Below are 25,761 nucleotides of genomic sequence, written 5' to 3' on the forward strand. Positions count from 1 at the left end.
GCGCATCTATATCGAGTGAAATTTCAGTGGTCCAACGAAATTTCGCCAAAGAAGGGTGACAGGTCTGGTGAACACAAAAACGTTCACGACCTCACCCGGATTAAGCATGCCGGACCTGTCTTCCGGGAGGTCCTTAGCAAAGGAGGTTCGGCATGAACCAGATAAAGAAGACATCACTAAACGGACAGCAGCAAAAGCTCATCGAGCTGATGCAGCAAATCAACTTCGGGCGCATTTCCAACATTCCAGTTGTTGGCGGCAATCCCGAACTCACCGCAGACACAATTATCGAGCGTGAAATCAAACTGGGCGGCCAGAACGGTACCCGCCCGGAGCTGGAAAAGGATGACTTCACCCTGAAGCAGGAAGTGCTCGCTCTACTCGAACACCTTACCGGCATGGGCGATGGAATCATCCGTCATCTTGAAATTAAGCATGGGCTGCCATTCCTGATTCGTATCGAGGAACGGGCTGCATAACAAACTGAAAATTTAGACACTTCGACAACAAGCTGGACGCAAGGCGGAGGCTGTTGTGGGTGTCGCCGAGCCAAACCTGACCGTGTGTTTAACAGCACGGCAGGTGGCAGAAAAGGCGAACCTGCGACACTCCGCTTGTTGGATCAGTTCCGTCCTCTGTTTCCGGCCCGTGCCGACACCCACGCGGTGCTCCTCCTCGCTCCGAGGAGGACCAAATGTTTTATCGAAATTCTTATGAAGGCATTGATGGGTATGCCGCAGACCTTATTCGGCACAAGGCAAGACAACTGGTGGGTAAAGCCGGACTGACAGAAGACGATCGGCAGGATCTTGAGCAGGAACTGATGATCGACCTGTTGGGCAGAATGAAGCACTTCAACCCTGCCAAGGGGAAGAAAACAACCTTCATGACTCGCATCGTGGAGCGGCGGATTTCAACCATTCTTGAAGCTCGCTTCGCTCAATGCAGAGACTGGCGCAAATGCTTCAACACTCTCAACGACCCCATTCCGGGCGGTGACAATGATTCGGCAGAGCGCATCGAGCAGGTTTCAAGTGAGGGACAGATGGGACACCACGGCAAGGAAACCATCGAGCAACGGCAAAACGATATCCGCTTCGATGTCGAGCGGGTCATTGCCGCACTACCTGTAGATCTGCAGGAGCTCTGCGAAAAACTGCAGTCGAGCAACATGGCTGAAATTGCAAGAGAGATGGGCGTTCCGCGCAGCACCCTCTACGGACAATTGACCAAGCTGAGGGACGCATTCCGGGACGGCGGATTGGAAGAATACCTCTGATCGACCGACGCATCGCCCGGGGTTCCGGTAAGTAAGCATCGTGCCGCATGAAGCGGACGACCGGGGCCTCGGTAAACAGAAAACCTGAGAAACAACAGGAGATTAACAATGGAAACTTACAAGTATCGCTTTGATCAGTCGGTCCCGGCTCAGGACTTGGAAGACACCTTCATGCTGGCGTTGCTGGCTGTGGAAAGCATGTATGGACACTCCAGAGTGAGGATGGAATCCCGCTTCAATCTGGATAAACAGAATCGCACCTGTCAGATCGATGCCGCGACCAAAGTCGGCGGTGATCTGGCGAGCATCTTTACCGGATTCGCCACCAAGGAATACGGCGAGCGTGCAGTAATGATCGACCGTGAACCTGCCGGTGGCGGATGTGCCTGTAATGCAAAAGCGCCTTCAGCAATGGAGGTGACGGTATGAGCGAAATGATGACCACCACTTATTCCATGTGGCGGCTCTTCCGCAACTGCCGCAAGGCTTGTGAATACCGCTACCTGAGGGACCTTGCTCCTCTGGAGCGGGATCACAACCTGGCTTTCGGATCGGTCATTCACGACTGCCTTGAAATCTGGCATGGCCAGCGGGACCTCGAAAAAGTTCTCGAACACATCGATCAGGTCTATGCCAACCGGGCACAGGATGATCACCAGCTTGCCGACTGGCATCTCGCCACCGCAATGATGAGTTCATACGTGGAGCATTATCCGGTCGAGGACTTTGATGTGGTCGCTCTGGAGAAGACCTTCGAAGGCCCCATCATCAACCCGGATACCAATGCGGCTTCCAGAAGCTTCGTGCTGGCTGGCAAGGTGGACGGCCTGGTCAAACAGGATGGGCAGTATTTCCTTCTGGAACATAAGACCGCCTCACAAATCGATGCCGGTTATCTGGAGCGCCTTTGGACTGATTTTCAGATCATCATTTATGCGTGGTATCTGGAACAGACCCTCGGCATCCACATCTCCGGCATCATCTACAACGTGCTGGTCAAGGCCAAGCTACGCCAGAGCAAAGGTGAAACGGAAGCTGAATTTGAATCCCGTCGAGCCGAGCTGATCGCAAAATCCAAAACCGGCAAGAGCAGTGCCAAACGCAAGATGCCCGAGCAGGATGATGCCTTTCAGCAGCGCCTCAAAGACAAATACCTCGAACCCGGCATGTTTCACCGGGAGGTGCTCTACATCTCCCGCGATCAATTCGACGAGCTGCGCAGTGAGCTTTGGGAACTATCCAAAGCCATGCTGGATGCCCGCCGCCGCAACACCTTCTACCGCAATACGGCCTTCTGTTTTCAGTATGGACACGCCTGTCCCTACTTCCCGCTGTGCCGGAGCGGTGAGAACCCCAACGTCATTGAAAACCATTACCAACGGGTGCTCCCGCACGAAGAGCTGCGGGATGGAGCAAGTGAAGACGCTGCCCCTGTTTTTTAACCCAAACCATACAAGGAGATAAATCATGCTTCCGAAAAGCAAAACCAAACCGAAAGCAAGCCTGAATGACCTGACCGCACTGGTTTACGGTCCAAGCAAAATTGGCAAGAGCACTTGGTGCTCCCACGCGGAAAACGCCCTGTTTCTCGCCACGGAACCGGGCCTGAATGCCCTCGAAGTGTTCGAAGCGCCCATTACCTGCTGGGACGACCTTCTGCAGGCGTGTGCCGAGATTGCCGAAGGCAAACACGACTTCAAGACCATCGTTATCGATACGGTGGATAACGCCTACCGCATGTGTGCGGATTATGTCTGCAAGAAGTTCAAGATCGAGCACGAGTCCGACCTCGGCTACGGCAAAGGCTATGCCCTCATCAATAATGAGTTTCAGCGTGTTCTCAACAAGTTGGCATTTCTGCCATACGGCCTGATCCTCATTTCCCATTCCCATGAGCGTGACATCGAAACGCGCACCGGGAAGCACACACGCATCGTGCCGACCCTGCCGGACAAGGCCCGCAAGCTGGTCACCGGTCTGGTGGACCTGATCCTGTTCTGTGATCTGGACATGAAAACCGGTGACGACGGCAAGCCCATGTATCAGCGGGTGATGCGCACCAAGCCAAGCCCCAATTACGACGCTGGAGATCGAACCGGCCGACTTCCGGAGATGATCCCTCTGGATTTCCCGACCTTCCTGAAAGCTTTCAATCAAACGGCTGCCGGTTCAGCGGTGAGTGCCGCCCGGACTAAGTCGGAGCCAGCCACAACGGCTAAACCTCAAAACAAGGAGTAATGACAATGAGTTGGAATAACGATGACACCATGGACCTCGCGCAGTTCGACGATGATTTCGTTTCTGCGGATGTTGAAGAAAAGGACTTTGAAGCTGTTCCCGACGGGAAATATCAGGTCAAGGTCGATCGCGTGGAACTGACCCGCTCGGAAACTTCCGGTAATCCCATGCTCAAGTGGGCGCTGAAGATTCTGGGTCCCACCCATAAAGGCCGTCTGCTCTGGCGTAACAACGTCATTGCCAGCAAGGACAATGTGAAATGGCTCAAGCAGGATCTCTATACCTGCGGCCTGCAGATTGACAAGCTTTCGGACCTCCCGGGCAAACTGGAAACCCTTCTGGATGTCGGACTCGAGGTGACCAAGCGCACGAAAAACGAATTCGAGAACATCTACTTCAACCGCCGGATAGTGCTTTCAGATGAAGATGCCGCAGCACCGTCGGCCGGTCACGACGTAGACGACATGATTCCGTTTTGAGGATGGGCATGGTTACCGTTGTCGTTGATACCCGAGAACAGGAGCCTTACGGATTTGATTCGGAATCTATTGCATCAATCCGCAAGGCCCTCCCGGCGGGAGATTACTCCATCGAGGGATTCGAGACCCGGGTGGCGGTGGAAAGGAAGTCCATGGCGGATTTTGTTTCCACTGTCATCCGAGGCCGCAAGCGTTTTCACAAGGAGCTGGAAAAGCTCCGGCATTATGACGTGGCCTGTGTCGTCGTTGAGGCCAATTACCGGGATGTTCTCGGTGCCTGTTACCAGAGCGACGCCCATCCAAACGCCCTCATAGGAACCATTGCCTCCATCATCATCGACTTCGGTGTGCCCGTTTATTTCTGTTCAGACCGTCAGGCAGCCTGCCGGTTTGTTGAAGAGTTTTTAATGCGCTTTCACCGGAGGTTCGCTCAATGCCAAGAAAAACAAACTCCCCGGCAAAACTCCGGGGAAGAATAGAGAGAGTTTATTATGCCGGGCCAAAGTTTTCTGCAGGCCGTTTACTCACCTCCACAGGAGATGAAATTCAGTTTGCCGGAAACCTGTTTGCCCGTGAAAACCAGCCCGTGGTCCTTTTGGGGACGTGGGCCACCCATCCGAAATATGGTCGTCAGTTCAAGGTCGATGCCATGGAGCACGATCTTGATCTGAACCCGGAAGGATTGATTCACTATCTGGCCAATCACCCGGATATCAAAGGGATTGGCCCTGCCAAAGCCCGCCTTATTGTCGAAGAGTTCGGCGATTCATTTGAGGAGACTCTGATTGAATCCCCGGAGCTCATCGCATCAAAAGCCAGAATCTCCCTCGATGCCGCCAATCGCCTGAAGGATGAATGGTGCAAAAACCACAGCGTCAATGCCGTCCTTGCATGGCTATCCGCCTTTGGGTTGACCCATCATCAGGTAACCACATTGGTCGAAAAGCTGGGCGGCAACTGTCTGGAGATCCTAAAAGCTGATCCTTACATCCTCATCCGGGAATTGCGAGGATTCGGCTTCAAGAAGGTCGACAAGATTGCCCGCAAACTGGGCACGCCAAAAGACCACACTCCACGAATCCGTGCTGGAATTCAATATTGCATGCACGAGGCGCTGGATCAGGGAAACTGCTGGGTCGAGTACGAGGACCTTGTTGATCAGTCCAACCTGCTTTTGGTGATGGATAATCTGGACAGCCGCATTCGTATCGAAGCGTCGCTGGACAACCTGATCAGTGAAGGACTGCTCTCCTGTGAATCCCATGCGGGACGTTTTCTGGTGGCGCTTTCCGATATCCTGAAAATGGAACAGGACATCGCCGCTATTTTCACCAAGGCGGATGCTCCGAATCCTCATTTCAAATCAACCCGCAACCTGCAGAAGCTGATTCTGCGTCAGGCAGAAACGCTCAATGAAAAGCAGCTCGAAGCGGTTCACTCTGCTTTGCAGCATTCCATCAGCCTCATATCCGGTGGAGCCGGATCGGGTAAGAGCTACACCGTATCGGTCATCAACGCAGTATGTGAAGAGTGCGATCTGGAGGTGGTTCTATCCGCTCCGACAGGCAAAGCCGCCAAAAGGCTCGAGGAAGTGAGCGGTCGCACCGGAACCACCATCCATCGCCTGCTTGGTTATGACGGCAAATCCTTTTCAAAGGACAGCAACAATCCCATCGATGCCGACATGCTGATCATCGATGAATTTTCCATGGTGGATGTTCCGTTGGCGTGGCACCTGTTCAATGCGGTCGACTTTGCCAGAACGGCCATTGTCATTGTGGGAGACCATAACCAGCTACCGCCGGTCGGACCTGGAAATATCCTTCGGGATCTGATTCACTCCAATGCCATCCCCTCGGTCATTCTGGATAAGGTGGTCAGGCAGGCCGGTGTGCTAAAGGAAAACAGCACCGCCATCCTCAAGGGTGAAGTCAGAAAGACCAGCGACGCCAGCACACAGGGATGCCGGGACTGGTATCTGGCGGATCAGTTCACCGACCCGGGTGCCGCCCGCAATTTCCTGCTGGATCTCTTTGACAAGCGGCTTGATGCCCTTGGCTTTGATCTGATCAAGGATGTGCAGGTGTTGACCCCGACGCACAAAGGGCCGCTGGGAACCAAGTCACTCAATGAAGATTTGCAGCGGCTTATCCAAAAGCGTCTCTGGAATGTGAGCGTTCCGGAAACACAGCCCGGCCGCCGGTCGCCATTTTTGAAACACGACAAGGTCATTCAGACCCGCAACAACTATGACCTGAACGTCATGAACGGTGCCATCGGTCATGTGGTCGATGTGCTGCCCAACGGCACGCTTCTGATTAATTTCGAGGGTGTGGCGGTTGAGATTGAAAAAGGCTCACCGAACCTTCAGGACATCCAGCTGGCCTATGCGCTGACGATCCACAAAACCCAAGGATCGGAATTTCCCTGCGCTGTCGTGGTGGTCCATAAGGCGCACTCCTTCATGCATCACCGCAATCTGCTGTACACCGGCGTGACCCGTGCCCGCAAGACGGCGATTGTGCTGGGTGACCGCTGGGGTATCCGTAATTGCGCCAGGAAATGTCAGGTGGATGACCGTAAGACCTTTCTCTCCATTTTGTTGAACAATGTGAATTGCCCTGAAGAGCAGTCAGCTTGTGCGGGGGCATTATGAGCATGGGCGGTTCAGATAATGTCAGAGAATACTACCGCCTGATAACCGAGCTCGATATCGGAGATGTGGCAAGGGATCTTCTGGCCGGAAGGATCACACAGGAATCCCGGCAGCGGCTCCAGTGCGATTGCCCGCATCACCAGAGTCAGTCCCATCGCTCACTTCATGTGATGCTCGACAAACAGGGCTGGTATTGTTTCGGCTGCGGTGTGGGTGGTGATGTCCTCCAGCTCGTTGAGTTTATTCAATCGGGTACGGTCACCGCCGGGCAATCCGGTCCCATGCCCGACAGCCATCGGCAGGCCCGTGATTTTCTTGCAGGGAAAGCCGGGATGCCGCCGTTGTCGCGTTACGGCCTCACGCAGGAACGCTTGGAGCAGACGGAGAATGATCGCTCGTTTGAGATCCGGGTCAAAGATGCCCTGACCGAGCTGGCCCGCTTCTATCACCAGCGGCTCAAAGAAAATCAGGAGGCGCTGACCTGGCTGAAAGAAAAATACGCCATCAGCGATGAGACCATCGACGACCTGTTGATCGGTTTTGCCGACAATGAGTCCGGTGTCATTGCAGCCCTCCGATCCGGCGAGCATGGCTTCAGCAAACGGGAGCTTTCCGCCACAGGAGCTTTTCGCCCGACCAGTCAGGATGGATTGAATCCGTTTTTTGAAAAACGAATCATCTTTCCATACTGGAGTCGTGGCCGCGTGGTGTTCATGATCGGCCGCAAGACTCCGTGGACTCCGGACGTAAACTGGGAACAGGGAAAGTACAAGAAGCTGCCGGTTCACGATGAACATCAGCGTCCTTATGTCGCCCGGTTCATCAATAATGCGGTGCTGTTCAATGAGGACTGCCTGCTGGGTAAGCCCGACCACATCATCATTACCGAAGGCGTGACCGATTGCATCGCTCTGATGCAACAGGGTTTCCCGGCGCTCTCTCCTGTGACGGTAAGAATCAGGGCCGCAGACTGGGAGCGTCTGGTCCCGAAGATGCGCGGGCTCAAGACCGTCTATATCTGTCAGGACAATGAAATCTCGGAGGCCGGGCTTAAGGGAGCCTTGCAGACTGCTCGCACGCTGGCCGAACACAAGATTGATACGAAGCTGGTTACCATTCCTCTGAATGACCCCCAGCAGCAGGCACGTCAGGAACTGCAGGAACGGTTCAACCTGACGACGGCCGTTGGTCCCCGGGAGCTGGCCAAATTACTCGAAGGCCACTCTTCCGAGGAGATCCGGGAAGCTGAAACATTGCTGGCCAACGCCAAGATCGATGTGAACGATTTCTTTGCATCCGGTAATGGCAAGGCCGAGTTTGAGGAGCTGCTTTCTGCGGCCTGTACGCCGGTTGAGTTCGGCATTCAAAGTCTGCCCGAGGATGCCCCGGAGGAAGAGAGAAACCGCCAGCTCGAGCCGGTTCTGGCCGAAATTTCGGCGCATTCACCGCTGGAGCAAAGCCGTCTGCTGAAACTGGTTCAGGAGCGGCTGGGTAAAGCGGTTTCAATGGCGACCCTCAAGGAACAGGTGCGATCTGTTCAGCAGAACCGACGGGACAACGCCAAAAAGGAAAAGAAGAAAGCCAAACGTCTCAGCGGATCACCGCCCGGTTCCTGTCGCGCCCGGGTCGATGAAGTGCTGATCGATACGGAGCTGGAAAACGGTGCTCCGGATTATACCGCCGCAGCCGAAGCGGCCTATGACTGGTTTACCGCCAACGGTGCCCAGTTTTTTCACACCCAGACCGGCGAGCCGTTTATGTATTTCGACAACTCCATCTACTGGATGGATTCACCCGATCGCGGACGCAAAAGGCAGTATGCAGCCATGCTCTACAAGCACACTGGCATGGTTCCGACATCCAACGGCGGCCGCACCTTTTTCGAGGTATTGCCGAGTCTGGCGATGATTCGTGGTCAGGTCCGCGACCATTTCTCGTGGCTGCATACGGATATTTCCAATTTTACGGTCTACTTCAACCTGAACAATCAGGATCATGAGATTGCCCGAATCACACCCGACGGCATCGAGATCCTGAAAAATGGTGGGAACGCCGACGGAATCATTCTCGACGGTTCCCGCAAGATGAAGCCGTTGAAGTTTCTGAAAGACGCCGCACCGGAGGAAGCCGACAAGCTGCTGGTCGATCTCCTGATCAACAATATGACCTGTTCGCAGGGTGACCGCTTTCTGATTCTGTCCTGGCTGACCTGTTTTCTGCTGATCGATTTTTCCGGAACCCGACCTATGACCCGTTTTGAAGGATCGGCCGGTTCGGGTAAGACCACGGCCAGTAAGCTGATTTCGGCGCTGCTTTACGGTGAGCCCCAGCACAAGAAAGCCACCGATGCTGCCAACTACACCGACGGTTCCCAGAATCCGCTCATCGTTCTCGACAACATCGAAGTCAAGCAGATGACTGAGGACCTGACCACTTTCATGCTGACCAGTATTACCGGCATTGCCAAAGAGAAACGCAAGAGCGGCACCGACAGTGAAACCGTGACCGAGCGGACCAAATGCCTGCTCAATACCACCGGCATCGAGCCGTTGTGCGGAGAGCTGTCCGAAATCCAGTCCCGCAGCTTTGTGATCAATTTCGATATTGGCAATCAGGGCAACGACTGTTTCATTGAGTCGGATGTGATTGCCGCCCTGCAGCGCAACCGGGACCTGATCATTTCCGCTCTGATGAAACGGACCAGCGAGGTGCTGGCGATGATGAAGGACGGCATGCGGACACAGGCGATGAAGCTATTGCACGAGGCCCTTGGCAACCATGACAAACGACGCTGCAACGAATATCTCAGCCTGATGTATCTGATGCTGCTGGCCGGATCATCTCAGGATCAGATCGAACAGGGAATGTCGACGCTGGCACCGGCTTTCAAGCAGCAGATCCAGACCATCAACCAGACCAGTCGTGAAACCGCCCGGGATTCCAATCACACCGCAACGGCGCTCTCGACATTGTTCAAAGCATGGCGAACAGCCGTGGAGTCCGACCGGAAAGATATGTACAACGATCGCCGGGTGGACCACATTCAGGAGTTTGTTGCCCGCTATCAGGTGCAGCTCGAAGAAGACGGCTGCCTCAAGGAGGTATTGTCCCGGGAGCTGTTCGTGGCGCTCAAACGTGTGGCCAGAGATTTCGGTCTGCGCTTTGAAATGGATTCATCGAGGCAGTTTGCCCAGCGCTTTGCCAACGACCTTGAAACCATCCGCGAGGCCGGATTCGATGTTGTCATCAGCCAGAAACGATACGGAACCAAGCTCTATACCATCCAAACATTCGAATAGACTTCGCCCTTCATACTTTCACCCAGTCAAGCCCGTGGATTCACCTCTGCGGGCTTTTTCGTTTATATCCACGGTCACTCCAGCAAAAATCATTATCCCGATGCAAAAACGATTAGAAACCGGTGGTTTGCTGCAAAAATCGTTACAAAGGCCGCCGGTGTAGAAAGACCTTTCTACAATGTAGAATGTCCAAAGAGCACCTTTCTACAGCGCAAGTCGCTGATATTTATAGCGTTACGAGGCAAGCGTAGAAAGTGTAGAAAGGTTTCAGAGGTTACTCCCCCTTACTGTTCATTTTTTCAAATCATGGGATGAAGGCATACCTGAAAAAAACGGGCTATGTGTGAGTAATATTTCTATACCTTTCTACACTTTCTACAAAAAAATATATAACTAACTGTTATTACTACTGTTAAGAGATGTAGAAAGGGGGTGTAGAAAGGTCTCTGGGCGTAGAAACCCCTTTCTACGCTTTCTACCATCCGACACTCAGGCTCCGGCTCCGGTAAGTAACGGGAAGAAAAATAAACCCGAACTTCCGGAGGTCACCCATGAGTCTTTTACAAACCATGCTCACGCATCTTGATTCCCCTGTGTGTGAGCCTTCCCAACAAGCTGCTCCGCCTGCTGAAAATGACAGCAGCACACCGGAGCCCGATCTTTTTGTATCCACCGATCTGGACACCGCACAATTCGAGTGGGCCGTCACGTCCGCCAGCGACGTTGAATACAATGGCAAAATTTATCGACGTCTCGAGCCGGAGTATTTTGCATGGCTCCGTTCACGGATGCTGGCAGCCCAGTCCGCTTTCAAAGCCGGTAAGCTTTCTGAATCAACATGGGAAAGCCTGAAAAGCAGGTTCAACCCGCTTCAGGAATACGCGGTTCAGAAATTCGGCAAGGAAGATTTACAGCAGGCATCCCGTCAACTCAGCCCACAGAATTACCAGCCTCCCCGTCATGTTCCGGCAAACCCCGAGAAACCTGCAGAACCTCCCAAGAACAACTGGATTTATCCGCCAAACGAAGCTTGGAATTGTATAGAGCAGGTCTGCTCCGACGCATTGGCCAAAGTTGATGCCATCAAGGAGGAAGCCATGTCCCAGAAATGGTCTGAAGCCAGGCTATACCAGAATCAGGGACGATACCGCTTCCCCTGTGGTCAGGACTACGGGCTGGTCTGCTTTGTCGGCGGTGACCGGAAGATCGGTGCCGTGACGGAAAGATATATCGAAATCATCCACAGCCCGGATACACCGCGTCCCAGCACGCTCAGGTTTCACAACCCGGATGTTTCGCAGCCGTGGTTGAAGAAAGTGGAGAGTAACCATGAGCATTAAGAAATACGCCAATGCCGAACACATCCTGCCGAGAGAGATGCTCAAGGAGGTGCAGAAGTACCATTCCGGCATTCTTTGGATTCCAGCGCCGGGCAGTTTTTACAAGGAACGCAGGCAGCTGGTTATCGCCCTGAAAAGTCAGGGAATAGAAACCGATGAAATTGCCAGCCTCGCCGGTATCACACGTCGCCGGGTCAATCAGATCCTCGCGGACCACAGAAAAGAAACCGACGCCCGACAGGTTGAGGACTCTTCCGGTATGTAAGGCTTGAGGTGCGGGAAAACGGGCTAAATCTGCCTTCCGCCCCGAACCCCGAAATTTGGAAACAAAATTGATAAACCGGAGATGAGCCTTGGGCGTTACAAAAAAAGACGAACAGAATCTGGATCGCTGGCATCGGAATGAGGGCCGGACGGACCATGATCAGGCAAAGAGCAAAGCGGGAGCTAAAGAAGGAAACCTTCGCACGCTCAAGCATGGCATCTTTGCCGACCGCTGCCTGACTCCGGAAGAAAAGGTCATGTTCGACAGCATCATCGAAAAGCTACATGAGGACTTTCAGTTCAACAAATCCAGCGATTTCCTGCAGGTCGAGCTTGTGGGCATCTACTCGGTAAAGCTGGTCCGGGCACAGATCGAAGGAAACACACAGGCAGCCGAAAGTCTCGACCGGATGATCCGCTGCCACATGAAGGATCTCAAGACCACCAAGATTGCCCGTGAGGGTGAGGAGCCGAAAGGTCCGCAGACGTCTCCTGCCGAATGGGCCTCCGCTCTTCTTGAAAAAGTGAGTGAAGCCGCCGCCCAGAAGACCGCTTCCGTGAAAAAGCCGAAAAAAAGTTCAGATAACACCAGAGCCTCAAAAAGAAAGAGCGCGAAGGATTAGGCAGTTATGGAGGCTCAAGATGACAGGAATTTCAGATAAGACGTGTTCCCGGAAATTTCAGTTAAGTAAAATTTCTCAAATGAAAGGTGCGAACCATCGGTTCAGCATCGGTTCCCTCCAATCCTATGCGCATAAGACCATACATAAGAAAATCAACTTTATTGGCTTATGCGCACATAACGCCATAAATCCCAAAGTGGCCTGTATGGCCTTGTTCGCGCATAACGGCATATGCCGCAATTTTAATATGCGGCCCGGGAACGAAAAAGGAGCAGCAGGAGCCGCTCCGGATGTTCAGGTCAACGCTGGTGCTACAGCCTTTCAAGAGCATCCTCGAGCTGACCATCGACAAGGTGAGTGTAAATCTGGGTCGTTGAAATATCCCGGTGCCCCAGCGCCCTCTGCACGACAAGCAGGTCGCTGGTGGCCCCGTAAAGGTGGGTTGCAAAGGTATGCCGCAGACCATGCGGAGTCAGGTTCTTTTCAATACCGGCTTTGTTCAGCCACAAGGCTATTCGGTTGGCTATCTGCCGCTGGCAAAGACGTGTTCCTCTATTGGATAGAAACAGTGCGTTGCATGGCGCTGTGCTTTGCCGGGATCGTTCTTTCAAATATCTTTTCAGCAGGATGCGGAGGTCGGTTTTTATGAACTTGACCTGCACCACATTCCCTTTGGCTCTGACTCTCAGGTGCTTTGCATCGAGATCGATATCGTCCGTGTCCAGCGCCTCGAGCTCACCGATGCGGATGCCGGTGCCGAGCAGGACTTCGATCATGACCCGGTCCCGCATTCCGGCAAAGCCCGTGCGGCCTTTTACCTCTTTCAGCAATGCCTTCTTTTCTGAAGCTGTAAGAAACACCGGCGGCTTCTGTGCCAGCCTTTTCATGCGAACCGACCGGGCCGGGTTTTCAGTTGTAAGCCCGGCATCGGTAGTCCATGTGAAGAAGGAACGGACCGCCGCTTTCAACCGATGCACCGATGCCGGTGACCTTGCTCCCGAATCCGTGGTCAAAAGCTCTGGCGAGGATAAAGCCCGGTCCAGCAGGCCGGGTGTCACATCTTGGCAGCAGAGCCCGGGCTGGAAGGATTCGGCCACACAGGCCACCAGTCGCAGATCACGACGGTATGCGGTCACAGTCCCGGCTGCTTTGTTTTCGGCCGACAGGTGGGCACAGAACCGCTCTATGGCCGTTTCCAGTCGATCACTGCTGTTCGGCATCGGTCACCTCCGTCTGCTTGCTGTGTCCCATCGGGGTGCTCTTGGGCAGCGGCAGCTCATCGATAAATCCGGAATCCTTGGCCCATACCAGCATCATCCGGAACACTCGGATGGTCTTGGCGACGGTTCTTTCGGCCCGGGCATTGCCGTTTCCGAGCTTCAGCAGCGCATCGCATTTGAGAAACTTTCCAACCTGCGTGATACGCAGCTCCTGAAGCTTCTTGTCCTTGCCGATATATCCCTCGATGAGATCGAGGTCCTTCCGGTAGGTGTAGAGCGTCCGCTCCTTTTTGCCGTTCTCCCGAAGATGGTTGATGAAGGCGGCTGTGGTTTCATGAATGGTCATTTCTGTCATGGCATTAACTCCTTTGTTTGTGAAGCCGGTGGCTTAACCCAGAAACTCATCGATCTGCTGGAGCAGCTCTTCGACATGCCCGAGCGACCCGACGTGCGCCCAGTTGATATTCGATTGCCCGGCATCTGCGGCCAGCTTCTGCTGAATCCGCTGGATGTACTCGGCAATGTTGTCCTGGCGCTTTTTGTAGGCCGTTCTGGCGTCGTCGCTGTTTTTTACCTGTTTCATGGGGCGTCTCCTGCTTCGGTTTATAGTTCTGCGGGACCGTCCCGCGTTATGTCCAATGACGCTTATATCCCCTTGGAAATCAAGTGTTTGCAGAGATGTTTCTGCATTAAAACGACAACCCTAAAACAAAGGAGCGCAACATGTTAAAGAAAGCACTCGAATGGGTAGTCCCATTGACGCTGGCCGGTATGGTTGCTGGCTGCGCCACGTACAGGCCGCCTGAGCAGATTCAGTCGGCAACATCCACCCTGAACCGCTACACCCCGGAATATGTCCGGGAGGCAAACAAGGCTTTGGTTGAATCCAACCACCCTGATGCGGAACGTCTGGTCGGAATCGGCCTGCGTCTGCAGACAGCCATTGATTCACTGGATAGCTGGGCGAACACAAACCCGGAGGACAGTGAACAATGAAACAGATACTCGAACAAAACAGCGATGCGATCCGGGAGGCCGGTCAGGCACTGGTCGATATCGGCTCTGAGCTGGCGGCCGGGCGCATAGACGACGCATTCGAACGTATGGAAGCCGCCCGTCAGAAATACGTGGAATGGCAGGAACTCGATCAGGCCATTCTGGATATAGAGGAAGCTGTCAGTAACAGGACGAACACATTGGCGGTTCAGCAGATCCTCACAGAGCTGATCTCATCGGTTCTTGGAATTGCCATCCGTAAAGAGATGAATTGATGGGTGTCTCTGATAAGGAGCGCAGGCTGGCCGAAACACTCCGTGACCCGGTCTTGTGGGGACAGGCATATCTCTACAACCGGGACGGTTCGGCACGCTCGTATTGGGATCACCAGAAGGAAGACCTCCGCTGTTCCCACAAAAACATCATCCACCTCGATGGCCGTGACGTTGGCAAGTCGATCGTGCTTTCGACGGATGCACTGCACTATACCTTCACGACTCGCGGCGGACAGGGATTGATTGCCGCTCCTCATCAGGGACATCTGGACACGGTCATCGAGGAAATCGAATACCAGCTGGATCACAATGAAGACTTGATGAACAGCATTGCCATCTCGAAATACGGCAAACCCAAAATAACCCGGAAGCCATACTTCCGACTGGAGTTTACCAATGGCTCCGTGATCTATTTCCGTCCGGCTGGTGCGTATGGCGATGCATTCCGCTCGCTTCATGTAGACCGAGTTTGGGTAGATGAAGGCGCGTGGCTTTCCGAGCGTGCATGGAAGGCGCTCAGACAATGCTTGAAAACAGGCGGCCGCCTGAAAATCTATTCCACCCCCAATGGCCTGAGAAACACTACCTACTATCGGCTGACCCTGTCGGAACAATTCAAGGTGTTCCGCTGGGCCTCTTGGCTCAATCCATTCTGGACGGCTGAACGGGAATCGGAGCTGCTGGAGTTTTATGGCGGCAAAGACACATCGGGCTGGCAGCATGAGGTTGCCGGGGAACACGGGAAGCCTTCCTACGGAACGTTTAATGTTGAGCAGTTCAATCTCTGCCGACAGGAATTGCTGGAATATCAGAAGGTCACCATCACCGATACCGAGCTGCGTGATTGTGAAACAGAGGAAGCCGCCTATGACCGGCTTGAACTGCTGCTCAACCTCACGCCCCGAACCGGGTTATTCTGGATTGGCGGTGACCTTGGATATACCAATGACCCGACCGAGCTGGTTATCTTTCAGGAAGCCGAGGTGGGTGATCGCAGCATCCTGAAACTGGTGCTGCGTATTCACATGGAGCATGTTTCGTATCCGCACATTGCCCAGACCATCGCACTGCTCGAGCGCTATTTCACTCCGGCGGGAATCGGCGTGGACAATGGCGGCAACGGTCTGGCCGTCGTGCAGGAACTGCTGACCCTCGACAAATACAAAGAGCTGGAATTGGAAGGCCGCTTGAAAGGCTTTGACTTCGGCGGCATGACCCGGCTCACCATCCGAGATGGCAAGGAGATCAAGAAGCGGACAAAAGAGCTGATGACCAGCCTGATTAACGGTGCCCTCCAGCGCAAACAGATCATCTTCCCGTCAGACGATCTGGAAATTGAAGACCAGTTCACCACCCAGACGTACACCCTGCGGGACGGTAAGATCATCTACTCCAAAGGCAACGACCACATAATCGATGCGGTCCGCTGTGCCATGCTCATTCGGGAGCAAGGCAACCTCGACCTTGCCGGTGAAGAGACCGTCTGGCTCAAGCCTGTTCTGACAGAGCCGGTCTTTATTTAACCCTCCTTTCCGACGTTTTTCCTCTTTCTCCGGTAAGTAACCCCAGTGTTGCCGTGATCGCCCCACAGCGGGGAGATGTGCGGCCGTTAAACCGGAAACAACCCGAGAGGATTACGTGGATACAAACGCCCAGCCAGATACCGAGCAGCCTAATAACGAATCCAATGGATATGCGATTGTGCCCATGGCCGCAGCGGCAGCCCTCGACGCATCGGCCTTTAGCAAGGTAAACGCGTCGGACGCGGTTCCGGCTACATGGGAAGAGCGAGCCAGAAAGGCTTGGGAATACTATGTCGAAGAGCCGCTGGTAAAGAACTGCGTCAATTCATGGCGCACCTTTGCGGTCGGGGATGAGATCAAAATTACCAGTGATGACGAGACTCTGAAAGATGATGCGGTCAACGCCGCATGGCGACTCAATGTCTCGGAGTTCATAAAGGACATGATCCTTCAGTTGCTGGTCAAAGGCGACGCAGTCGGCTTCAAACGATATGCAACTTCCGGTCAGGACATCGAGGAAGTGGTATGTGTCAATCCGGTTTCGGTGAAGGTGAAGTATGCACAAGGCGAACTTATCGAAGCCACCCAACATGCCGAAGATTCAGGTTCAGCCAGCGACCCCATCGACCTTCCGGTGGATCAGGTCATCCACTTGAAATGGGATGCCCCGGGCTTTTCACCAAGAGGCAATTCACTGGTTCTTCCCGCGTTTCAGGCCATTGAACTGCTGCGTGACTACCGCCGCGCCGAACAGGCCATTGCCAAGCGCTGGGCCACGCCGTTCCGCTTGCTCAAAGTGGGCGGTGCCTTCGGACAGAAGATGGTAATGCCGGACCAGCGAATGCTGGAACAGGTCCGCGACATGGTCAACAAGATGGATATGAAAAGCGGCCTTGTGGTCCCGTTTTATGTGAATGTGGAAACTCACGGCACCGACGGCCAGGTCCTTAATGTCGAGGACAAGGTCAAGGAGGTCAAAGAAGACATCGTAGTGGCTCTCGGCCTTTCCCGTTCCTTGGTGACCGGAGACGGTCCCAACTTTGCCACGGCCTCGGTGAGCATGCAGAAAATGATGGTCATGATCCGGGAGATCAAACAGGCCGCCCGCAAACTGCTCGACTGGGTCTTCGATGACTGGATGGAACTGAAAGGCCACGCCGACAAATCCCTGCAATTCATCTTCAATGACCTCGACCCAAGTGATGCCGTCGACTTCAAGAAGCTGCTCATCGAGCTGTATGACCGTAAACTGATCAGCCGTTCCAGCCTGCAGCTCAAGATGGATCTGGACCCGGATATCGAAGCTGCCAACCGCGAGACCGAACGTAAGAACATCGACCTGATGGATGAAAAACAGGTGAAACCGGTCGTCGATATGGTGGTTTCCGGAATCATGAGTGTACCCAGCGCAAGAAAGATGCTCGGTATTCCCGCTGACGGCAATGATCTCGATACCGAGGCACACAATCACTATACAGAGGAACTGGAAGCAACGGCGGCGACCTCCCTGTGTGATGAGTGCAGCCACTTCAATCCCGATTCCAACCGCTGCCGGGTACACAACACCGAGCGCACTTTCGATTCCCCGGCCTGCAGATTCATTGACCGCCGGGAATCCTGACCATGCCTTCCGACCTTAAAGAACGCATTCAGGCGGCAACGCTCAAAAGTCTGAAATCCCGTAACAGCTACAACGATTCCATTACCGCCCAACTGACTCAGTCCCTCAACAAGGCTGAACAGGAAGTGGCTCAGGCCATATTGAAATACCGCAGTCTTGGATCTCTGCCGGACAACAAGCTGGCTGCGTTGAAAGGTCTGGAGAAACTTCAGGGCGAGCTGGACGATGTTCTGCGTCAGTTGAAGCGTGACCAGACGCTCGTCTTCCGCAAGAGCACCAAGGACGCTTTCAAAGGCGGAATCGCTCAAGGCATCAGCGAACTGACATCCGCATCACTGCCTTTCTATGCCGACCTGAAACCTGAAGGTATCGATAAGCTGGCCACCAAAGTGTTCACAATCGTCGACACCAATGCCCTCGACTTCATGACGCAGTACAACCTGACGCTTGCCGGTGATGTCCATCGTGAGCTGTCAGATGGTATCAAACGGACAATTCTGAGCGGGATAGCCACAGGCAAAGGCGCAGATGATATTGTCCGGGACCTCGGCAAAGTCATCATCGACAAAGACTCGTTCAGACAGGCTGGCAGTCGCGTGTTCAGCAAGGCGCAGTACCGCATGGAAATGATCGCCCGGACTGAAGTCTTGCGGTCGCACAATATGGGGCGGCTGAAATTCCATGAGCGAGTCGGTGTTCAGAGACTTGAATGGATGGCCATGAATGATGAGAGAACCTGCCCGGTGTGTGGACCTCTCGACGGCAAGACATTCCCCATCGATAAATTCCCCCAACAACCCGCACATCCGCATTGCCGCTGCACAAACCTTGTCGCGTGGCCCATGAGTATCTGCGGCTCCGACTTGTCTGCACAGGCGGCACCCACGGCTTCACAGGGCGATGCCTGCATACTGCCCCCGCATGCGCTGGAGGGAATGGCCGACGCTCAGGCAAAAGAGAACGCCAAACTGAAGGATGCATTTGAAAACGGAAACGCCGATGACCTTACAGCACTCACCGTAAAACAGCTCCAGACACTCTCAAAAGAAAACGGCATCTCTATTGCCCGCACCAAGGCCGACTTCATCAAGCTGCTCGATCAGGCAGAGCCGGGAATAGACCACAGCACACTTTCAGGGACCGGACTGAAGGCAAAGCTCAAAGAGCACAAGATCGGCCTGCTCCGGACAAAGGAAGATTTGATCGGGCTGTTGTCTCAAAAACAGGCTGAACTCAAACAAGCACAACTCATTGCCCAGCAGATGTCTAAACTACCACCGGTGGAAGGACTCGATGGCATGCCGGTATCCCAGCTCAAAGAGATGGCCAAAAGCAACGGCATCTCCCTGAATATGACCAAGCAGGAGACCATCGAGTTACTGGACAAACTCGAGCCGGGCATCGACCACACCTCCCTGAAGGGAAAAGAGCTGCTGGCAAAGAAAAAACAGTACGGAATCGGTGTCCTGAAAAACAAGCAACAGCTCGTTGAGGCACTCCAGAAAAAGGCCGGAACGGATCTGGCGGAATCAGCCAAAAAGAAAGCCGCCGATGAAGCCAAACAGCTTCTGGTGAAAAAACAGAAAGAGCTGGTCGAAAAGGCTGCGGCCGGAGTTCACCTGCCGGAATCCCCGTTGGACTACACAAGTTTTATCAGCCAGGTATCTGATGCGGAAAAAGCTCTGGCATCGGCGAAGGAACTGCCTCAGGAGTTGCTTGCCGGGCATGCCAAGGAAATCGCTCTCAAAAAGCAGCTCTTTCAGGAGCAAATATCCAAACTCAAGTCTTCGGAGCTTAAATCCATCGCCAAGGATACGCAGCTCAAACACTGGCAATGGGCAAGCAAGGATGACCTCGTCACGCTCTTTACTGAAACTGACCCCGGGAAGATCGGAGAAGCGCAATCCAATATCGAGAGTAAATGGCAGAAATGGGCTGAAAAGCATAGCGGCAAAAAAGCGAAGATTGCTCCTGCAAAAGAGAAAAAACCAGCGCCTAAACCATCTGTTGAACCCAAAGCCAAACCACCATCCTTTGCCCAGAAAGGTGCTGAATTTGAAACCGCCGATCAGAAATGGAATGAAAAATCAGCGACCGGAAAATTCAATAAGTCAGGCAAGGCCAATGTCGGCGGAGCGCATGAAAAAGAGTTTTGGACCGATGAGAATGGCGATAAATGGCTGTTTAAACCGGCCAAGAAATCCAAGGACAACTTCATCGCTCATGGTGAGGAAGCCGCATACAAAATCGGGCGTCTGATCGACCCGGATGCAATCGAGGTTCGAAATATCCAGTTGAACGGAAGGACCGGTTCCATTCAGAAATGGCGCACGGACCTGAAGTCAGAAATCGACTTCAGAAACATACTCCCGGAGGACCTGACCACCGTTGAGCTTGAACAGCTGCAGCGGGAACATGTTGTCGACTGGCTTATCGCCAACCACGACGGACACTCCAAACAGTTCATCCGTGGAAGAAACGGCCATGTATATGGCATCGACAAGGGGCAGGCATTCAAACACCTCGGCAAGGACAATCTTTCTCTGGATTACCATCCCAACAGCGCCTTTGGTGAAGAAGAACCTTTTTACAATAAGGTTTTTCGGGCAGCCAAGGACGGCAAGGTCAACTTCGATCCTCAGGTCACCCTGAAGTACATTCAGGAGGTCGAAAAGATATCTGACGACACATATCTCGATATCATCCGGCCCTATGCCGAGGGGCGTTTCGGAAAAGACAAAATCGGGCTGGATAAATTCTATGAGCAGGCGCTTCAGCGCAAACATGATCTGCGGAAGGATTTCGAGCGCTATTACGGGGATGTTTTAGGTCGGAAAGATTTCAGTTTCTCATCACTGCAGACCAAACCCGGGATCAAAAAGCTGCTGCAGGATGCGGATGAAAAAATCATCGATGATGCCGGTAAACTCGGATGGCAGGGAAAAACCCTGCCGTTTGACAGTGGCGATGTCGAAGACCAGAACGCGCTGATATTCACAGAGACCTTCAAAGGCAAACAACGCACCGTTGTCAAAATGAAGATCCGACCGGATACGGATTCCAAAATCACCGCTCTGCTTCGGGAACAGCTGGATCTTGTCGAACTCAAGAAAGGCCAGCCTTTGCAGGACGACACCTTTTTTTCGACCATTCTGGAAGCCGTGAAGAACGTCAATTTTCATGTCGGTGACGGGAATTATAACCGGACCAAACTGGCGAAAGCAGAGAAGCTTCGAACCCGTTTGCTTGTGCTTGCCCGCAGCAAAGATCCGGAAGTCAAAAAGATGGCCGACAGCTATATCAAATGGCTGGATGAAATCAAAGAGGCGGTCGACTGGGACCGCGCCACCAACGGTGTCTTTGAACAGTACCTTCCCGAGCTGCCGAAGCAGGTCAAGCCCAAGAAACCGGATTTCAAGGTTACCAGAGGCAAGGTCACTCACACCAAGAGGCGCATCAGCGGCGGCAAGATAACCGTCGAGATGGATGATGTCGATAATTACGGGATGTTCAACCGGGATTCGAGGATGCAGGACGGCCTTCAATTCACCGCCGATTTTGACGACGGTACACGTCTTAAATACCGACCATGGGACAATACAAACCTTTATGCCCAGCGAGGAGAGCTGGAGATTGTGATCGATGGTGATGCCAGCGGCAAGAAGGTCGAAGCCCTGATGACCAAACTGGATAAACTCGGCATCGATGCACGGATTTCTTCACCCGAGAACGCCGAGCAGATGTATCTGGAAAAGATGGCTTACATCCGGAAAGTGGACCACACCGCAGAATACAAGCGGCTTCAAAAAAGGCTGGATGACCGCGATGCATCAGTCAATGAGCGGGTACAGACTCTTCGTGGTTACTGGCAAAAAGAACTCAATGTTGATGATATCACCAAACTGCCGGATTATGACCCGATGGGCGCTTATCAGGCCGGTTTTCTCGATCGCGGGCTGAAAGGCGGATATCGCCACCAGTACCGGTTCGACATCACTGAAGAGGATCTGGAAAAGAAAATGAAGGATTACTCTCTGGTTCATCGCCTGACCAATAATGAAGGCATGTCCGATTTCATCGACACCATCCTTGAAAACAATGGCGCTATGGTCAGCACGGTCGAAAAGATGCGTATGGGAGTTCCTCCCGGTGGCATGTCCCCGGTGGCGGACATGCAGACAGGCGGAGCCAGTTATTTCTTTACCCGGATTCAGAAAAAACCAACCCGCGATGCCCCTCCGGCACTGTATTTCAAAAAGAGCATGCTGCGGCGCATGGATGCGATCAGCTACAGCCACGATGCCTATGGCAAGGTTGTGGATGATTATGTCCGGAAAAACCGTGGTAACAACATCGACGACTGGAAAAACTTTTCGGGCAAGAGCGGCAATGAGACCATCTTCAAGTATTCGGTGACACTGCTGGACAATATCGAATACATCGTGGCCAATTCAGCCGCCGAGCGTCAGAAGATTATCAAGAGCTTCACCTCCCGTGGGAACAAGAAGCTGCCCGACGGCCGCAAGATAGAAGACATCGTTCACACACCGAGTACGTGGAATACGAGGAAATGATATGGAAAACATAATTACAGAGGAAAAATCTCGCATCCAGAGGCAGTTTCATTGGCTCAATGAGCGCGGGTGCCGTTTGCAGGTTCGGGAACGTGGCGGTGAAAACTTTATCGACACCATTACCGCAGAGCTGACGGTAACAAGGATTGCACCGCATTTCGATGCTTCTGGGAAAATCATCCGAACGGACTTCTGGTTGCTATGGAAGGAGCTCGGTTATCAGGAAGGTTTCAATTACAGCCATACGATCAAGGTCGTCAATATATCCGTGGACGACACGCTGACGGCGCAATCAGGTGGATCTGAAATCAATGCATGGCTGATTGTCGAGCTGACCGATGATCTGGACCGCATTTACAACCTTGAAATGATCGAGCCCGTTTCCGAACCGGCTCATGCCAAGCAGTGGGAGGCATGGCTGGCATTCAGAAAAAACAACCGGGATCTGTTCCAGCGCATCGATTCTGAGATCCTTGCTGAACACATCAAGATTGCGGAGGACTGGCAATGAAGCTGAGATACATGATTGATTCCATCCTCGTTGATCCCAAAGCGGCAGTTCCAGAATATCGGCCTGTCGGTGTTTGGGTGCAAGGTCCCGGCCCGGGCCTCGATATTGAAATGTTCTACCCGAACAACAGTCGGGGCGATATTCAGGATCGCCGTGAACAGGCACACTGGATCATCAACCGGCTGGTTGAAAGCGATGCTTTGACCATCCCGGATGATTTTCTGGAGTATCACCGCCAGAGCCGGTCTCCCTATGACGGCGTGTTTTCCGAACAGGTCGAAACAGGGGAATACCCGTCCGTAAACGCCTGTGGTCTTGCTGTTTTGCAGTTTTTGAAGATTCCCGCCTAAAAAAGCAGACGCCGTTCCGACACATTTCAAAGCCTTCCGGTAAGTAATCGCTGAAACCTCCCGCTCGCCCGGTGCGATCGGGGCAAATAACAGTGATTGAACCGGAGAATTTGATGGAAATGTTTGCCACTGACCTGGAAAGGCTGGCGTTCCTCCTTGAGGCAGATGCGGCGCTCGCTATCGATCCCGACGAGCTCGGGACCGATGCAGCCGAACAGAAGGCTCCTGAAGAGCAGCCCCCGGAGAAACGCCCCAAGTACATCACCAACTACATCGGCAGCAAACAGAAACTGGTCGACTGGATCTGGCGTAACACCCCGGACGGAGTTTCCTCTGTTCTGGATGCCTTTTCCGGCTCGGCCGTTGTTGCTTACATGTACAAATCCAAAGGGCTGCGAGTTTTTGCCAATGACCGTCTTCGCTACAGTCACCACGCAGCCAGAGCCATTATCGAAAACAGTTCGACGAGACTGTCCGAGGCAGAGATCGAAAAGCTGCTGGCGGACAATCCCAAAGCCAAGACCTTTGTTCAGGACAATTTCAAAGGGATTTTCTTTGCCAAAGGTGTCCACGCACTCATCGACTCGTTGAGGGCCAATTGCGACGACCTGTCCGGTTACAAAAAGGACATCGCGCTGTTTGCTCTCGGCAAAACCTGTATGAGCGGCAAAGGTGGATTCGGCCACTTCTCGTCTTCCACCGACTATGGGAAAAGGCAGGACACGCCTGAAGAATTCAAAAAGCGCCTGAAAGCGAATATCGAACGGATCAACGCCCTGATATTCGATAACGGCAAGGAGAACAAAGCCTATCGCGGGGATGTTAACGAGATCCTTCCCAAGGTGAAGGCTGACCTCGCTTACTTTGATCCGCCGTATGCCACCGAGTTTTCGACCACCAATTACGAAAAAGCCTATCACTTTGTCGAAGGGCTGATGACCTATTGGGACGGCCTGACCATTAAGGCCGATACCAAGGTCAAAAACTACGAAACCAGCCATGTGACTGTGACCAAGGGCAATGCATCCGACTTCTTTCAGGAGTTTCTGGGTAATGCCACCCATATCCCGCACTGGCTCATTTCATACCGCGACCACGCCTATCCGAACGAACAGCAGATGAAAAAGATCATTGGCGGTCTGGGGCGTCAGAGCCGGATGAAGACCAAGGATCATAAGTATTCAATCACCTCCAAGCATGGAGAGGCTTCCAGCGCCAAGGAGCGCCTTTTCGTTTGCCTGAAAGGTAACCAGTCCCATGCGGATACCGATCAGGCGGCAAAGCCTGTTCCGATGGCTGCCGCAGCCAATATCCATACATCCATCCCGGTGGAGCTCTGCCTCGATGAAAATGCGGGGCTGAACGCCGAAGCGATGAGCGGAGGTCTGCCGGGCGATCCCCAATTTACCTTTATTCTCTGCCGAACCGGCACCAACCGAAATGGTGACCACTTCACAGCCGAGGAGCTGGCCGGAAGGCACATGACCGCCATCAACAAGAAAGTCGACCTTCAGCACTCGCAGGAGTTTGGCGACATTGTCGGTGGAGTGGTGGCGGCCGACTATCTGGAGGATGAAAACGGTGGCCGGGTGGAATGCGTCGGTGAGCTTTACACCGGAGACACCCCAAATGCCCAGCTGGCCTACAAGCTCATGAAGCGAGGCATCATCACGCAGGTATCAATGGAGTGTGATTACGAAGAAGGTGAATGCTCCGTTTGCCACAAGCGTTTCAAGAGCAAAGCCGATTACTGCACTCACCTCAGGAAATTTAAGGGCCGTGAACTCGATGGAAAACCTGTCTTCGAGACTCTTCACGGCGTGACTTTTACGGGCCTGGGCCTGCTGGACCGCAAAGGGGCAGATGAAAATGCCCGCATTCTGCAGGTGGCGTCGGTTCAGGAACCTTCTGTTGAACACCAACCCAAAGGAGATCCAACTATGGACGAAAAAACCAATAAACCAGATGAGTCGTCCGCCGACGCCGCTAAGAAAAAACAGGAACGGCAGGAAGACAATCCGGCTCCCGGAGGCGAGCTGGAAAAGGAAAACCGCCAGCTGAAAGCTCAGGTGGCCGAACTTCAAAAACGCATTCAGGAGCTGGAAGCCGAACAGAAGGCTGCCGCTTCGAAAGCCCGTGCTCACAAGCTGATCTCAAAGCTCGAAAAGCAAGGCATGGACTTCGGCGAGGACCGCGACACCGAACTCAAGCGTCTGGCGGAACTGTCGGATGACGCTTTTGCCGCCACCGAAGCCGCCTATGAAAAGATGGCCAAAAGCCAGAAGGCGGATGCCAAGGCTCAGCCGGAACCGGAAAAGGAGCCTGACAAGCAGAAGTCCAAAGCATCGAGCGAAACACCCATGCGCAGTTCAGCCGGGGTGAGACCGCACGACGTGGATGACCGCAAGCTCTCCCTCGAGGATCGCCTGCGCAGCGGCTTCATGGCTGCCTACAACAACCGTGTCGGTAACGAATCGAACGAAACCGTGGAAATCAACTAACAAGGAGAAGAG

General features: G+C 53.4%; 23 protein-coding genes. 20 read left to right on the forward strand and 3 right to left on the reverse strand.

The window, feature by feature from the left end; all coding sequences use genetic code 11:
• Positions 1 to 152: 152 nt before the first annotated feature.
• From MRX98_RS12475 to MRX98_RS12530, 12 genes are all read left to right on the forward strand, one after another.
• Positions 153 to 479 carry a hypothetical protein gene (locus MRX98_RS12475; protein ID WP_246908918.1) on the forward strand — a complete coding sequence of 109 codons (327 nt, stop codon included), beginning with the start codon at positions 153 to 155 and terminating at the stop codon, positions 477 to 479.
• Positions 480 to 694: 215 nt separating this feature from the next.
• Positions 695 to 1,279, forward strand: a complete 585-nt coding sequence (locus MRX98_RS12480) for a sigma-70 family RNA polymerase sigma factor (protein WP_246908925.1) — start codon at positions 695 to 697, stop codon at positions 1,277 to 1,279.
• A gap of 108 nt (positions 1,280 to 1,387) precedes the next feature.
• Positions 1,388 to 1,708, forward strand: a complete 321-nt coding sequence (locus MRX98_RS12485) for a hypothetical protein (RefSeq protein WP_246908927.1) — start codon at positions 1,388 to 1,390, stop codon at positions 1,706 to 1,708.
• Positions 1,705 to 2,721, forward strand: a complete 1,017-nt coding sequence (locus MRX98_RS12490) for a PD-(D/E)XK nuclease family protein (protein ID WP_246908929.1) — start codon at positions 1,705 to 1,707, stop codon at positions 2,719 to 2,721. The genes MRX98_RS12485 and MRX98_RS12490 overlap by 4 nt, the downstream gene beginning before the upstream one ends.
• A 25-nt stretch (positions 2,722 to 2,746) precedes the next feature.
• Complete coding sequence (locus MRX98_RS12495; RefSeq protein ID WP_246908932.1) at positions 2,747 to 3,517, forward strand: ATP-binding protein; 771 nt, start codon at positions 2,747 to 2,749, stop codon at positions 3,515 to 3,517.
• A 5-nt stretch (positions 3,518 to 3,522) separates the two neighbouring features.
• Positions 3,523 to 3,996, forward strand: coding sequence for a DUF669 domain-containing protein (locus tag MRX98_RS12500; RefSeq protein ID WP_246908933.1), 474 nt, complete (start codon positions 3,523 to 3,525; stop codon positions 3,994 to 3,996).
• 8 nt (positions 3,997 to 4,004) lie between these two features.
• Positions 4,005 to 4,475: an ERCC4 domain-containing protein gene (locus MRX98_RS12505; protein ID WP_246908935.1), complete on the forward strand. Its 471-nt coding sequence runs from the start codon at positions 4,005 to 4,007 to the stop codon at positions 4,473 to 4,475.
• The gene (gene recD2 / locus MRX98_RS12510) at positions 4,430 to 6,652 is read left to right on the forward strand and encodes an SF1B family DNA helicase RecD2 (RefSeq protein WP_246908937.1); all 2,223 of its coding nucleotides are present in this window, start codon (positions 4,430 to 4,432) and stop codon (positions 6,650 to 6,652) included. The genes MRX98_RS12505 and recD2 overlap by 46 nt, the downstream gene beginning before the upstream one ends.
• Positions 6,649 to 9,951, forward strand: coding sequence for a CHC2 zinc finger domain-containing protein (locus MRX98_RS12515; RefSeq protein WP_246908939.1), 3,303 nt, complete (start codon positions 6,649 to 6,651; stop codon positions 9,949 to 9,951). Before recD2 ends, MRX98_RS12515 begins: the two co-directional genes overlap by 4 nt.
• Before the next feature lie 551 nt (positions 9,952 to 10,502).
• The gene (locus MRX98_RS12520; RefSeq protein ID WP_246908942.1) at positions 10,503 to 11,291 is read left to right on the forward strand and encodes a hypothetical protein; all 789 of its coding nucleotides are present in this window, start codon (positions 10,503 to 10,505) and stop codon (positions 11,289 to 11,291) included.
• Entirely contained in the window at positions 11,281 to 11,556 is a 276-nt protein-coding gene (locus MRX98_RS12525; protein WP_246908944.1) for a hypothetical protein, read from the forward strand. Before MRX98_RS12520 ends, MRX98_RS12525 begins: the two co-directional genes overlap by 11 nt.
• A gap of 88 nt (positions 11,557 to 11,644) precedes the next feature.
• Complete coding sequence (locus MRX98_RS12530; protein WP_028315197.1) at positions 11,645 to 12,178, forward strand: hypothetical protein; 534 nt, start codon at positions 11,645 to 11,647, stop codon at positions 12,176 to 12,178.
• A gap of 311 nt (positions 12,179 to 12,489) precedes the next feature.
• Here the strand turns inward: MRX98_RS12530 and MRX98_RS12535 are convergent, their stop codons facing one another.
• From MRX98_RS12535 to MRX98_RS12545, 3 genes are read right to left on the reverse strand one after another with little or no spacing between them, the layout of a single operon-like run.
• On the reverse strand, positions 12,490 to 13,398 hold the full coding sequence (locus MRX98_RS12535; RefSeq protein WP_246908957.1) for a tyrosine-type recombinase/integrase: 909 nt from the start codon (positions 13,396 to 13,398) through the stop codon (positions 12,490 to 12,492).
• Positions 13,382 to 13,753: a hypothetical protein gene (locus MRX98_RS12540; protein ID WP_246908976.1), complete on the reverse strand. Its 372-nt coding sequence runs from the start codon at positions 13,751 to 13,753 to the stop codon at positions 13,382 to 13,384. The genes MRX98_RS12535 and MRX98_RS12540 overlap by 17 nt, the downstream gene beginning before the upstream one ends.
• Before the next feature lie 33 nt (positions 13,754 to 13,786).
• Entirely contained in the window at positions 13,787 to 13,981 is a 195-nt protein-coding gene (locus MRX98_RS12545) for a hypothetical protein (RefSeq protein ID WP_246908978.1), read from the reverse strand.
• A 140-nt stretch (positions 13,982 to 14,121) separates the two neighbouring features.
• Between MRX98_RS12545 and MRX98_RS12550 the strand changes: the two genes are divergently transcribed.
• The 8 genes from MRX98_RS12550 (at position 14,122) to MRX98_RS12585 (ending at position 25,749) form a co-directional block, all read left to right on the forward strand.
• Positions 14,122 to 14,394, forward strand: coding sequence for a hypothetical protein (locus tag MRX98_RS12550; RefSeq protein WP_246908980.1), 273 nt, complete (start codon positions 14,122 to 14,124; stop codon positions 14,392 to 14,394).
• On the forward strand, positions 14,391 to 14,669 hold the full coding sequence (locus tag MRX98_RS12555) for a hypothetical protein (protein WP_246908982.1): 279 nt from the start codon (positions 14,391 to 14,393) through the stop codon (positions 14,667 to 14,669). Before MRX98_RS12550 ends, MRX98_RS12555 begins: the two co-directional genes overlap by 4 nt.
• A complete protein-coding gene (locus tag MRX98_RS12560; protein ID WP_246908984.1) occupies positions 14,669 to 16,192 on the forward strand; it encodes a terminase large subunit domain-containing protein in 1,524 nt (507 codons plus the stop codon). Before MRX98_RS12555 ends, MRX98_RS12560 begins: the two co-directional genes overlap by 1 nt.
• A gap of 115 nt (positions 16,193 to 16,307) precedes the next feature.
• Positions 16,308 to 17,813: a phage portal protein family protein gene (locus MRX98_RS12565; RefSeq protein ID WP_246908986.1), complete on the forward strand. Its 1,506-nt coding sequence runs from the start codon at positions 16,308 to 16,310 to the stop codon at positions 17,811 to 17,813.
• A 2-nt stretch (positions 17,814 to 17,815) separates the two neighbouring features.
• The gene (locus tag MRX98_RS12570; RefSeq protein WP_246908988.1) at positions 17,816 to 22,387 is read left to right on the forward strand and encodes a minor capsid protein; all 4,572 of its coding nucleotides are present in this window, start codon (positions 17,816 to 17,818) and stop codon (positions 22,385 to 22,387) included.
• A gap of 1 nt (position 22,388) precedes the next feature.
• Complete coding sequence (locus MRX98_RS12575; protein ID WP_246908990.1) at positions 22,389 to 22,898, forward strand: hypothetical protein; 510 nt, start codon at positions 22,389 to 22,391, stop codon at positions 22,896 to 22,898.
• Complete coding sequence (locus tag MRX98_RS12580) at positions 22,895 to 23,248, forward strand: hypothetical protein (protein ID WP_246908992.1); 354 nt, start codon at positions 22,895 to 22,897, stop codon at positions 23,246 to 23,248. Before MRX98_RS12575 ends, MRX98_RS12580 begins: the two co-directional genes overlap by 4 nt.
• A 113-nt stretch (positions 23,249 to 23,361) precedes the next feature.
• Positions 23,362 to 25,749: a DNA adenine methylase gene (locus MRX98_RS12585; RefSeq protein ID WP_246908994.1), complete on the forward strand. Its 2,388-nt coding sequence runs from the start codon at positions 23,362 to 23,364 to the stop codon at positions 25,747 to 25,749.
• The last annotated feature ends 12 nt before the right edge of the window (positions 25,750 to 25,761 follow it).

This window comes from Desulfatitalea alkaliphila, from assembly GCF_022968795.1.
Lineage (GTDB): Bacteria > Desulfobacterota > Desulfobacteria > Desulfobacterales > Desulfosarcinaceae > Desulfatitalea > Desulfatitalea alkaliphila.

Excerpts from the sequence above, each read along its gene's own strand:
- MRX98_RS12475 (WP_246908918.1), top strand. The coding sequence starts at position 153 with ATGAACCAGATAAAGAAGACATCACTAAACGGACAGCAGCAAAAGCTC.
- MRX98_RS12480 (WP_246908925.1), top strand. The coding sequence starts at position 695 with ATGTTTTATCGAAATTCTTATGAAGGCATTGATGGGTATGCCGCAGAC.
- MRX98_RS12485 (WP_246908927.1), top strand. The coding sequence starts at position 1,388 with ATGGAAACTTACAAGTATCGCTTTGATCAGTCGGTCCCGGCTCAGGAC.
- MRX98_RS12490 (WP_246908929.1), top strand. The coding sequence starts at position 1,705 with ATGAGCGAAATGATGACCACCACTTATTCCATGTGGCGGCTCTTCCGC.
- MRX98_RS12495 (WP_246908932.1), top strand. The coding sequence starts at position 2,747 with ATGCTTCCGAAAAGCAAAACCAAACCGAAAGCAAGCCTGAATGACCTG.
- MRX98_RS12500 (WP_246908933.1), top strand. The coding sequence starts at position 3,523 with ATGAGTTGGAATAACGATGACACCATGGACCTCGCGCAGTTCGACGAT.
- MRX98_RS12505 (WP_246908935.1), top strand. The coding sequence starts at position 4,005 with ATGGTTACCGTTGTCGTTGATACCCGAGAACAGGAGCCTTACGGATTT.
- recD2 (WP_246908937.1), top strand. The coding sequence starts at position 4,430 with ATGCCAAGAAAAACAAACTCCCCGGCAAAACTCCGGGGAAGAATAGAG.
- MRX98_RS12515 (WP_246908939.1), top strand. The coding sequence starts at position 6,649 with ATGAGCATGGGCGGTTCAGATAATGTCAGAGAATACTACCGCCTGATA.
- MRX98_RS12520 (WP_246908942.1), top strand. The coding sequence starts at position 10,503 with ATGAGTCTTTTACAAACCATGCTCACGCATCTTGATTCCCCTGTGTGT.
- MRX98_RS12525 (WP_246908944.1), top strand. The coding sequence starts at position 11,281 with ATGAGCATTAAGAAATACGCCAATGCCGAACACATCCTGCCGAGAGAG.
- MRX98_RS12535 (WP_246908957.1), bottom strand. The coding sequence starts at position 13,398 with ATGCCGAACAGCAGTGATCGACTGGAAACGGCCATAGAGCGGTTCTGT.
- MRX98_RS12540 (WP_246908976.1), bottom strand. The coding sequence starts at position 13,753 with ATGACAGAAATGACCATTCATGAAACCACAGCCGCCTTCATCAACCAT.
- MRX98_RS12545 (WP_246908978.1), bottom strand. The coding sequence starts at position 13,981 with ATGAAACAGGTAAAAAACAGCGACGACGCCAGAACGGCCTACAAAAAG.
- MRX98_RS12550 (WP_246908980.1), top strand. The coding sequence starts at position 14,122 with ATGTTAAAGAAAGCACTCGAATGGGTAGTCCCATTGACGCTGGCCGGT.
- MRX98_RS12555 (WP_246908982.1), top strand. The coding sequence starts at position 14,391 with ATGAAACAGATACTCGAACAAAACAGCGATGCGATCCGGGAGGCCGGT.
- MRX98_RS12560 (WP_246908984.1), top strand. The coding sequence starts at position 14,669 with ATGGGTGTCTCTGATAAGGAGCGCAGGCTGGCCGAAACACTCCGTGAC.
- MRX98_RS12570 (WP_246908988.1), top strand. The coding sequence starts at position 17,816 with ATGCCTTCCGACCTTAAAGAACGCATTCAGGCGGCAACGCTCAAAAGT.
- MRX98_RS12575 (WP_246908990.1), top strand. The coding sequence starts at position 22,389 with ATGGAAAACATAATTACAGAGGAAAAATCTCGCATCCAGAGGCAGTTT.
- MRX98_RS12580 (WP_246908992.1), top strand. The coding sequence starts at position 22,895 with ATGAAGCTGAGATACATGATTGATTCCATCCTCGTTGATCCCAAAGCG.
- MRX98_RS12585 (WP_246908994.1), top strand. The coding sequence starts at position 23,362 with ATGGAAATGTTTGCCACTGACCTGGAAAGGCTGGCGTTCCTCCTTGAG.